This window comes from uncultured Capnocytophaga sp., assembly GCF_938029845.1.
Lineage (GTDB): Bacteria > Bacteroidota > Bacteroidia > Flavobacteriales > Flavobacteriaceae > Capnocytophaga.
The window spans coordinates 1-9,138 of the sequence record NZ_CALHGG010000055.1 but is presented as its reverse complement, the minus strand read 5'-3'; the positions used below and the strand labels follow the sequence as shown (position 1 = coordinate 9,138).

At 33.2% G+C, this 9,138-nt stretch carries 12 protein-coding genes; 9 read left to right on the top strand and 3 right to left on the bottom strand.

The window, feature by feature from the left end; genetic code table 11:
• Nucleotides 1–100: 100 nt before the first annotated feature.
• Nucleotides 101–445, bottom strand: a complete 345-nt coding sequence (locus tag Q0625_RS04020; RefSeq protein WP_298823656.1) for a hypothetical protein — start codon at nt 443–445, stop codon at nt 101–103.
• Nucleotides 446–604: 159 nt separating this feature from the next.
• On the opposite strand from Q0625_RS04020, the gene Q0625_RS04015 reads away from it, so the two are divergent.
• The 9 genes from Q0625_RS04015 to Q0625_RS03975 all read left to right on the top strand — a co-directional run bounded on the left by Q0625_RS04015 (nt 605) and on the right by Q0625_RS03975 (nt 7,174).
• Nucleotides 605–1,102: a 3'-5' exonuclease gene (locus Q0625_RS04015; protein WP_298823654.1), complete on the top strand. Its 498-nt coding sequence runs from the start codon at nt 605–607 to the stop codon at nt 1,100–1,102.
• Nucleotides 1,103–1,332: 230 nt separating this feature from the next.
• Complete coding sequence (locus Q0625_RS04010) at nt 1,333–1,731, top strand: hypothetical protein (RefSeq protein ID WP_298823652.1); 399 nt, start codon at nt 1,333–1,335, stop codon at nt 1,729–1,731.
• 232 nt (nt 1,732–1,963) lie between these two features.
• Nucleotides 1,964–2,272 (top strand): hypothetical protein, encoded by a 309-nt coding sequence (locus tag Q0625_RS04005; protein ID WP_298823650.1) that lies wholly within the window; start codon nt 1,964–1,966, stop codon nt 2,270–2,272.
• A gap of 75 nt (nt 2,273–2,347) precedes the next feature.
• A complete protein-coding gene (locus Q0625_RS04000) occupies nt 2,348–3,421 on the top strand; it encodes a hypothetical protein (protein WP_298823647.1) in 1,074 nt (357 codons plus the stop codon).
• A 4-nt stretch (nt 3,422–3,425) separates the two neighbouring features.
• Nucleotides 3,426–4,028: a CDP-alcohol phosphatidyltransferase family protein gene (locus tag Q0625_RS03995; protein WP_298823645.1), complete on the top strand. Its 603-nt coding sequence runs from the start codon at nt 3,426–3,428 to the stop codon at nt 4,026–4,028.
• A gap of 3 nt (nt 4,029–4,031) precedes the next feature.
• Entirely contained in the window at nt 4,032–4,574 is a 543-nt protein-coding gene (locus tag Q0625_RS03990) for a hypothetical protein (protein WP_298823643.1), read from the top strand.
• Between the two features lie 98 nt (nt 4,575–4,672).
• Complete coding sequence (locus Q0625_RS03985; RefSeq protein ID WP_298823641.1) at nt 4,673–4,981, top strand: hypothetical protein; 309 nt, start codon at nt 4,673–4,675, stop codon at nt 4,979–4,981.
• 360 nt (nt 4,982–5,341) lie between these two features.
• Nucleotides 5,342–5,992 carry a hypothetical protein gene (locus Q0625_RS03980; protein WP_298823639.1) on the top strand — a complete coding sequence of 217 codons (651 nt, stop codon included), beginning with the start codon at nt 5,342–5,344 and terminating at the stop codon, nt 5,990–5,992.
• A 222-nt stretch (nt 5,993–6,214) separates the two neighbouring features.
• Nucleotides 6,215–7,174 (top strand): hypothetical protein, encoded by a 960-nt coding sequence (locus Q0625_RS03975; protein ID WP_298823637.1) that lies wholly within the window; start codon nt 6,215–6,217, stop codon nt 7,172–7,174.
• Between the two features lie 119 nt (nt 7,175–7,293).
• On the opposite strand, the gene Q0625_RS03970 is transcribed toward Q0625_RS03975, so the two are convergent.
• Together Q0625_RS03970 and Q0625_RS03965 are read right to left on the bottom strand one after the other, a co-directional pair.
• Nucleotides 7,294–7,875, bottom strand: coding sequence for a hypothetical protein (locus Q0625_RS03970; protein ID WP_298823635.1), 582 nt, complete (start codon nt 7,873–7,875; stop codon nt 7,294–7,296).
• The gene (locus Q0625_RS03965) at nt 7,875–8,963 is read right to left on the bottom strand and encodes a hypothetical protein (protein ID WP_298823633.1); all 1,089 of its coding nucleotides are present in this window, start codon (nt 8,961–8,963) and stop codon (nt 7,875–7,877) included. Before Q0625_RS03965 ends, Q0625_RS03970 begins: the two co-directional genes overlap by 1 nt.
• Between the last annotated feature and the right edge of the window lie 175 nt (nt 8,964–9,138).

Below are 9,138 nucleotides of genomic sequence, written 5' to 3'. Positions count from 1 at the left end.
AGCTTTCGTATTGTGTTCTAAGTAATACTGCTTTTTGTGCCCATAGTATATTTTGACCCCAGAGGAGGACGAATAATAAAAGAAGTTGCTTTTTCATTTGCTAATTCTCTAATTGAGCCATTTTCTCAATGCGTTTGTTGAGCTTTTTCAATTTCTTTTTAATTTGTTTTTCTTGGCGTTTGGCACCTCGTTCGACAGTCTTAGCAAACTTTCTTTGCTTTTTGCTGATATGCCTATTAAAAGCAAACGCTACATCTGCGTATTTACCTGTTAGAGAATTTTTTGCATTTTCTTTGTCTTCGAGGACTTTGGCAAGCTTGGCTTCCAATCTTTCTTTTTCGGCTTGTAGTTCGGCAAGGGTTGAGGGTTGCTCTTGAGATTGCGCTAAGGCAATACCGCTTAAAAATAGCGTGAATAACGCTACTATCAAAAATCTTTTCTTCATTTTTTTAGTGTTTTTATTTTTTTAAAGGTGCAAAAATAAGAATAATTAGTCAATTAACCAATTAGCTCACTAATTAATTTGCTCATTGACTAATTATCCTTACCTTTGTACTCACAGAACACCTACTTTCAGCAGTAGAGACTTGATAAACCATTCTCCATGACTTCTTTCGTTGCTCTAGACTTTGAAACCGCCAACCAGTACCGCAGTAGTGTATGCAGTATAGGACTTGTCTTTGTTGAAGATTCTGAAATTACAGAAACCTTTTACGAATTGATAAAGCCCTGTCCTAACTACTATTCCCCTTTCTGTACCCAAATACATGGGCTTTCGCAAAGTGATACCGAAAATGCACGTCTTTTCCCTGAAATATGGGCAGAACTATTGCCTAAGATAAAAGACCTGTCTCTTGTAGCCCATAATAGCACTTTTGATGAGAGCTGTTTGCGGGCAGTATTGGCTTATTATGGATTGCCTCCACATACCAATCCCTTCTTTTGTACCTATCGGTTAGCTCGCAGACAGCTCCCTAAGCTCATCAATCACAAGTTGGACACCGTTTCGGCTTATCTGGGCTTCGATCTAAAACAACATCATCATGCCTTAGCCGATGCCGAGACATGTGCTCACATCGCTCTAAAACTAACTAATGAGTGAATATAGTGCCTTATACCAAGTGAAATGTTCGTTTCTATATTTTGGAAGAACTCAATGAAATAGAGGGCTAGTGTGAACCTCTCGGGCTGTCAATTGGAGAGAAGTAAGGTACAAGCTAAAGTTACTGAATACCTGCAAACGAGTAGGAGACTCGAACCAACAGGAAAAGACCATACTTCAGAGGAGCTCATTTGCTAATATATTTGAAAGATAAGTAATAAGAATATTTTATGAAGACACATCATGCTTTACCTATAGAGATGAGAGGATGTTTTGCTGAAATAGAAGAAAATAATAGACGAAGTCAGTTTGTAGAGTTACAATATTTCTATTTTGATCTAAAAAAATATAATTATCTAAAACAGATAGATTGTCTTGAAAACTCAATAATGTGGAAATTTATAAAAATATTAAGTGATAACTTACCAAAAGAAGATCAATATCTTTATAAAATTATCACTTATAAAGCTGATAATGACATAGAAGATATTTTCTTGTTTAATGAAAGCATTTCAGATTATAAAGAATTTGTATTTAGAAGTATAGAAGAAGCATTAGAATTTTGTTTTAAAAAATTTGGAATTACTATGATTAATTTCAAACCTCAAGAAGAGACACACATTCCTTAAAGAAGGAGGTAATGTTAGTAATATATTCAATGTGTTACTAAAACCTCCTCCCCGCTGGCGCGAGTTACATACTCGCTTGCAGGTATTCAGCGACTTTAGCTCGTGCCTATCATCCCAAGAGCTTGTAGCTCTATTACAAATTTACAATATTCTATTACCTCCTCTCAACCTACCAAGCAGAGCAATACAAAAGAGACTAATATAACACACAGAAACAAAAACTATTTTCAATATGACTATTATAGAACTTATAAAGCAAATTAAACCCTTTCCTGTACTATTTATCAGAAAGCATAGTATATTTAACCTCGAAGTATTTATTGATGCTTGGTATTACCGTGATGAAGAAGAAGATGTAAAGGCAGATATTTTATACACAGACTTTTATGAGTGGTTACGTAAAAGATATAATATGAATGATAGTAGGGGCTGGGCTGATATACTTTATTATAAATTTGAAACTGAAGAAAAGGCTTTGGATGAGTTCTTCGTCTTATTCAATACTTTTTATAAAGAAAAATACAAAACAAGTCTATGGTAAAGGGCAATATTTAAAAATGCAACATACTAATACAAAAGATTTCGCATTTTGAATAAAGTAATGAAATTGAAAGATATGAAAAATAAGATGCTTTTTTGGGTGTTCTACCTTATGGTCTCTCTTGTCGTGGCACAAACCCAAACCACAACTGTTATAAAAGATATGGTGATAAAAGAGCCATACATATATGCTATTGAAGAAAAAGGAACTCTAAGGCTTTGGCATACAGCTACCCTAAAGGAAATTCCTATTGCGTATGACGCTCAAAATGTATTTACGGCTATTGCTTTGGATAGAAAGCAAAATGTAGTGGTAGGCACCAAAGAGGGGAAACTCTTTTATCTATCGGAAAATGGCTTGCAACTCTTTAAACAGTTAAAGAAACCTTATACGATACAGCACATTGTTTTCAATTCACAAAATCACCCTTATTTGGTAATTCCTAATGCGTTGTACAGCCCCATTACAGATACTTATTGGACGAATTTTTATCACAATTATAGCCCAATGATAGTACAAAAGCGCTATCTTTTCTTTTTTAAGAAGCGCATCAAGACATTTTTCTTGCCTCCTTCACTCGTTTTTGTAGATAACAATGATGTGATTTGGATGACTTCTTTCTATGGGGAATTTGGAGGAAATCTCCAACTTTTTGATAGCAAAGAAAGAAAAATCATCAATACGCCTGTAGAAAATCTCGAATTAGGACTATTCTTTCCACAGAGTATTTTTACGGATGGCAAAACCGATGCTGTATATATTGCCTCGGGCATACAACATATTATCTCCTCAGGCGATATTTCTAAGATACAACACAACACTGCTGAAAAGATATTTGACGGTAAGGATCGCCCTCTTGATGAGCGTCTTTTTATAGGAGCCTCTACCATTGATGCTGCTACTGAGACCCTCTATATAGCTACCCAAAAAGGAATTTACCAAACACCATTACCCAAAAGCGGACGTGTTACTAACATAGAGTTATTGTGTAACCCTCAACTCTATTGGGAAAGAGAACCTTTGGCTATAGGGGCTAAAATGGCAATTAAGAAACTGTTCTTTCACAATGGTAAACTCTTCTTTCTTACTGCTCAAAATGGTATAGGAGTCTATCACGAGGGAGTTATAAACTATTTAAACAAACCATAATATAATGAAGAGATTACCCTACCTACTGATATTATTTCGGTTTTTGTTAGCCCCTACTATTTTGTGGGTGGCGTATAAGGCAGAAGAACCCACCGCAAGGCTATGGATAGTAGTTTTTATCGTTTTAGGACTATTGTCGGATATCTTCGATGGGATTATTGCGCGCTATATGGGGGTCTGCACTGTGGCAATGCGGCGAATGGATAGCCAAACAGATTTGATATTCTGGCTGTCTGTGGGCGTGGCTTGTTATCACCTCAATCCCACCTTGATAGCTGCCTATCGGTATGAAATCATTGCCCTTTTTGTAATGGAAGGACTCTGCTATGGGGTGAGCTTTTGGCGATTTGGCAAAGAAACTTGTACACACGCTTTTCTTTCCAAACTGTGGGGCGTATGCTTATTAGTAGCTTTTATCTCGCTCATCGGCTTTGGTTACGGAGGTTTCCCCTTGCTCTTGGCGGTCTATTGGGGACTTTTCTCGCAATTGGACGTCATTGTTATCATTTTGTTACTACCTAAATGGCAGAACGATATCCCGAGTAGCTACCACGCTTATCTGCTGAGAAAAGGAAAAGAGATTAAGAAACACAAACTGTTTAATTAACAAATGAAAAGAAAATGCTATTTTTTTGCAAATGATAATGATTATAATATGTTCACTTCTTTCTTAAAAGAAGTCACAACGATTCTAATTGATACGAAACCTCTATTAATTAATGAAAGTATTATACCTTTGAAAAATATTTTGGAGGCTGAAAGCATACAAGTATGTTTGTTAAATACAAATATTGTTTCTTTACCACAATATTCTGAAGAATATAATAATATTCAAGGATATGCCCATTTTTATCCAATTGGAAAAGGACGAATTCAATTACTTAGGTCCACAGTAGAAAAGGGGAAATTTCTTAAAAATGGACAATTATATGGTTTTTCTGAAGATGAAGATTCTGAGAGTTGGATAAAGGAAGTTTTTAGTTGGATAAAAAGACATAGTAAAAAAGTATATAGAACAACCTTAAATAAAAATACTATCTCTGAACATCCAGAACCTAATTATTATTGCTTTCCGTCTGCTTCAGAAGAATTCAATGGAGAAGAAGGTAAATTCCTAACTATTGCAAATGATATTTATTGTATAGCTAAATAAAAAAGAAATAAAGTCCCCCCACAGGCGCGAGTCAGTGAGAGAAATCCTTTAGACTTTATACCTAATATAACACACAGAAACAAAAAACTATTTTCAATATGACTATTATAGATCTCATAAAGCTTATTAAGCCTATTCCGGAATTATTTATTGGAATTCACAATATATTTTGTTTAGAAGCTTTTATTAATGGTTGGTATTATCGTGATGATAAAGAAGATGTAAGGGCGAGTGTCTTATACACAGAATTTTATGAATGGCTACAAGAAAAATATAAAGTAGGAGGTAGTGGAGGATGGGCTGATATCCTTTATTATAAATTTGAAACTGAAGAAAAGGCTTTGGATGAGTTCTTTGTCTTATTCAATATCTTTTATATGGAAAAGTATAAAACCAACTTATGGTAAAAACAATATAATATATAGAAATTGGAATACGATAAATGCATTATCAAGGTTCCTATATACCGATAACTAATGTAATAATACCATATTAAAGCCTAATATTTCTTTGTCTTTTGATAGAATAAGATATCTTGCGACTTAGGAATAATTTAAGTTTTTAGAAAGTATAGGGAAAAGTGGGTAATGTTCCAGATGTGTTGTTAAAGTTTCAATAACCTACCAATCAGTATAATACAAAAACATCAAAGTCTTATTTCTCTTACTTCTTACTCTAGAAGTATAAAATACGAGCGAAATGCTTACCCCAGCGGGGTTGGCAGGAAGAAAAACAAATAAGTTAATAGTATCCCCTAAAATAATAAAATGTCACAGAAGAAAAATATCACAGAAGAAATTATAATCTTTGATAAAGTAAAATGGTATAAAGATGAAAATCACGATACTATAAAAGAATGGTTAGACTTTCTTTTAAAAAGTCTTTCAGATAATAATTTGCTTTCAGAAGAAGGAAAGGAGATCTTTTTAGAATTTGGAATAGACGATGAATTTAGTTTAAATTCAGATCTTTTAACTGCTGAAGGAGTTGCTTTTTTAAAAACAAGATATAAGAAATTTATTTTAAATCTATCAAAAAAAGGAATCTCCTCTGCAACTAAAGAATTGACAAATGAATTGATTCTTTTCAGTATAAAAGTTCCTAAAGAAAAAGGATTTTTATATGCTTGTGTAGAAACAAGTTGGGATATTGCTAAAGAAGAAGGTTTTAGTTATGAACAGGCAACAAATAAATTTAAAGCATTATTACAATGGGCATCTGACAATGGACATTTAGAAAATGAAGCTAAGAAATATCTTTTGTTAGATACGTTACCTAGAAAATTTTGTTTATATAGTTGGATGTTCTCAAAAGAATTTAATAAAAAAATCCCTCCAATTTATACAGAATGGAGTAAAAAAATAAAATTTAATAGCCCCAATATTGATATGTCTCTGATTGAAGAATGTTTAAAATAGATAATATATTCAGTCTGTTACTAAAACCTCAACAAACTACAAAGCAGTACAATATAAAATAGATAAAACTCTATTTCTTTTATTTCTTATTTTAAAAATAAAATACGCTACAAGAAAAATAACAACAAAAGGAAATAAAAAGCTTTTAATAAAGTAAAAAATAGTTGAAAAACTGATAAAACGTCTCGGCATAATAATCAACAAACAAAAATCCTATACAAGATGAATGAATATAGCAAAAAAATAATTCAAAAATACTTCCCCTCCATCAATAAAGAAGATTCATTTGAACTTACCTCTCAAAAAAAATGGAATGAAAAATTTTTTAATATTAATTACACTCTATTAGACAACAATAGTACTGATATTTCTGATGAACTATGTAATGAAATAAAATGTTTGAAAGTATCTGATGAAGGTAAAAGTTTTTCCCTTCTAAAGAAATATTTAGACAAGATGATCCATTTACATACTATTGAGCTTCCTGCCATTCATTTAGAAAAAATCCATAAGTTACCTTTCCCGAAAAATATTAAAACTCTAAAAATTACAAATAATTCAAGATACAATGATTATTTCAAAGATAATAAAAAGAATTTTACGACAAATAAACTTCTAAAGAATTGGGGATTAGAGAATGTTTCTTCTTTTGAGATCATACATCTTTCTAATGCTAAACCTATTGAAGATTTCATAGAAATATCACCCAAACATTTCCCAAACTTAGAGTTTGTTAAATTCAGAGTCTTGAAGAGTGAAGATTTTTTGATGCAATTATGTACTTTCAAAAGAATAAAACATCTAACCTTGGGAGGGGTATTAATTAACGTTTTTCCGCTGTTAAAATCTTTTTCGGATACATTAGAAACATTACGGTTTGAAAGTTGTAATGAAGAGTTCACATTGAAAGGGATAGAAGAATTTTGCAAATTAGAATCCATTTACTTTAACTCTATTTGGAACGGAATTGATTGTAGATGCTTTTTAGAACTTCCGAAACTAAAAGAAGTTGTAATTATGAATTCTAGGGATATTATTAATATAGAAAGTATTTTAAAGCTCTCCCATTTGGAGGCTTTATGTCTTATAGATAACAAAGATGAAAAGAAGAAAAATGCAGTTAATAAAGAAAATAGAAGTAAACTCGAAGCAATGAGAATACCTCATATATTTATAGGGTAATATATCAGATGTATTCTAAAGTCTCAATACCTTACCAATCAATACCTAAGCAAGTAGGTGACCTCATCAGTAAGGAGAGATAATGTGTCAATCAGCAGATTAGCTCATTGACACATTGGTTAAAAGTGAAAATTAATCTGGAGGTTGCCTATTTTCGCAAATCGGCTTTCCCACCAATGAGCTTGTGCTTCGGGATCAAAACTCTTATAATCCCTACGGAAATTGTATTTTATAAAGAACCCTGGTTCCGTGGAAATAGAAAAATTAGAACTTAACTGGTATTGTATTCCCAGAAAAGGATTTAGAGCAATACTGGTAAAGTGTTGTTTCCTATTTTCATAATATAGGTAGCGACTCCATAGGTCTACCCCATAGTAGAATTTCCACCTCTTATAATCCCTGAATAATTTATCAATCCCTACTTTCAGAGCTATTTCATAGGTACTATCCTTATTACTTTCTGCTCGATAATCTCCCCCTATACGATAGGATAAGATAGCATCTTTCAGGTAACGATATTCTAACAAAAAAGTATTGGTATCAGAGGGAAAAGCAGAATTGACAAATCGGGAAATTCCTATACCTATCTGATGACGATATACTGGAGAAGTACTAAGGCTATCTATCTGATTAAAAGACACATTGCCCTCTTGAGCGAGAGCAATGTGTGTAAGAAATAAGATAAAAATATATTTTCTCATTAATTATTTTCTCTTTCAAAGCGTTTGAATATCTCAGTTACTCTATCCTGAAAATCACTCACATAGCTTTCTGCTTTCTCTCTTGAACCATCAGAAAAGATAAAATAGATCACCCCTTTGTCACTTTCTTCTTCATATTTTACATCAGCAATTTTGGAATTTCCTTTCATAAGAACCGCCTTTGCATAAGTATTAATCTCCTCTACCCTAAGTTTTCTGTCATTTCCTTTTTCTTCAAGACTCTTCACATCTATATTACCTACGATACGTAACTCTCCTTGAGTAGCGGTAAAGGCAATTTTATCAATAGCTTTTTCAAGACTGGATATATTTCCATAGTCAGAGGTTGTCAATTTGATATCAGCATGTAGGCCTGTGGTACAACCTTGTGGAGACGAAAAGGCAAAATCAAAGGCAAAGTTTTCTGGATTTTGTCTATTCCACTGGATAGTTGTTGTAAAAGGATTCGTATAAATACTTATATGAGCTGATAGTGGCATAGTAAAGTTTGTTTTCTTATCAAAAGAAACATTCTTAACCGTTACTTCAAACACCTTTGTATTATCTATGGTAGCATAGAGGTGAGCTGCTGTAGGAAGATACACTTTATCATTCCCATAAGTGGTTTCAGTATCCTCATATTGGTCTATCACGAGTTTACCATTGTTAGTGGCTCCCTTAGTAGCAGGGAAGATAAAAGTAACATTCTCATTGTTAGCTGTTTTCTCCCAGAGCTCTGTATTCTTGTTCCAAGTATAGGTTCCTTTCATTCGGTGATAGTTAAAACGATCTCCTTCTGTAAGTCCCTCTGCAAAATTCTGTTTGTCAAATTTTTCTCCTAAGAAATTCCCCCAAGATTGGGTTTCTCCCCGATGGTCTCTCACAGTTTCTTTGAAGAGAAGATCATGAAAGAAGTTAGCAAAACCACCATCATTGAGGTTTTTCAGACAATCATAAAAATTGTTCATAGTGTTACGAACCACCGCTTTGGATTCCTCCGCTGTGTATTCTTTCTCGTCATCCTTTTTGGAACAAGTAGTAAAAAGGAGTGCCCCTAAAAAGGCAATGGCAATGTTCTTTAGTTTCATTTTATATGGTTTTTAAGTTGAGTGCAAAGATACATATTTTTTTTATTAACAAATAAGTTTTGACCAATTTAGTTAATAGACAAATTGGCTAATGAACTAATCTCTCTGGCTACACGTAGGGCTTCCGTTCCTTGTAGGAAGGTAACCACTGGGGTACTGTTATGCTCTATGGCAT

What these genes read in the sequence shown, in the direction of transcription:
- Q0625_RS04020 (WP_298823656.1), bottom strand. Translation starts at nt 445, where the DNA reads ATGAAGAAAAGATTTTTGATAGTAGCGTTATTCACGCTATTTTTAAGC.
- Q0625_RS04015 (WP_298823654.1), top strand. Translation starts at nt 605, where the DNA reads ATGACTTCTTTCGTTGCTCTAGACTTTGAAACCGCCAACCAGTACCGC.
- Q0625_RS04010 (WP_298823652.1), top strand. Translation starts at nt 1,333, where the DNA reads ATGAAGACACATCATGCTTTACCTATAGAGATGAGAGGATGTTTTGCT.
- Q0625_RS04005 (WP_298823650.1), top strand. Translation starts at nt 1,964, where the DNA reads ATGACTATTATAGAACTTATAAAGCAAATTAAACCCTTTCCTGTACTA.
- Q0625_RS04000 (WP_298823647.1), top strand. Translation starts at nt 2,348, where the DNA reads ATGAAAAATAAGATGCTTTTTTGGGTGTTCTACCTTATGGTCTCTCTT.
- Q0625_RS03995 (WP_298823645.1), top strand. Translation starts at nt 3,426, where the DNA reads ATGAAGAGATTACCCTACCTACTGATATTATTTCGGTTTTTGTTAGCC.
- Q0625_RS03990 (WP_298823643.1), top strand. Translation starts at nt 4,032, where the DNA reads ATGAAAAGAAAATGCTATTTTTTTGCAAATGATAATGATTATAATATG.
- Q0625_RS03985 (WP_298823641.1), top strand. Translation starts at nt 4,673, where the DNA reads ATGACTATTATAGATCTCATAAAGCTTATTAAGCCTATTCCGGAATTA.
- Q0625_RS03980 (WP_298823639.1), top strand. Translation starts at nt 5,342, where the DNA reads ATGTCACAGAAGAAAAATATCACAGAAGAAATTATAATCTTTGATAAA.
- Q0625_RS03975 (WP_298823637.1), top strand. Translation starts at nt 6,215, where the DNA reads ATGAATGAATATAGCAAAAAAATAATTCAAAAATACTTCCCCTCCATC.
- Q0625_RS03970 (WP_298823635.1), bottom strand. Translation starts at nt 7,875, where the DNA reads ATGAGAAAATATATTTTTATCTTATTTCTTACACACATTGCTCTCGCT.
- Q0625_RS03965 (WP_298823633.1), bottom strand. Translation starts at nt 8,963, where the DNA reads ATGAAACTAAAGAACATTGCCATTGCCTTTTTAGGGGCACTCCTTTTT.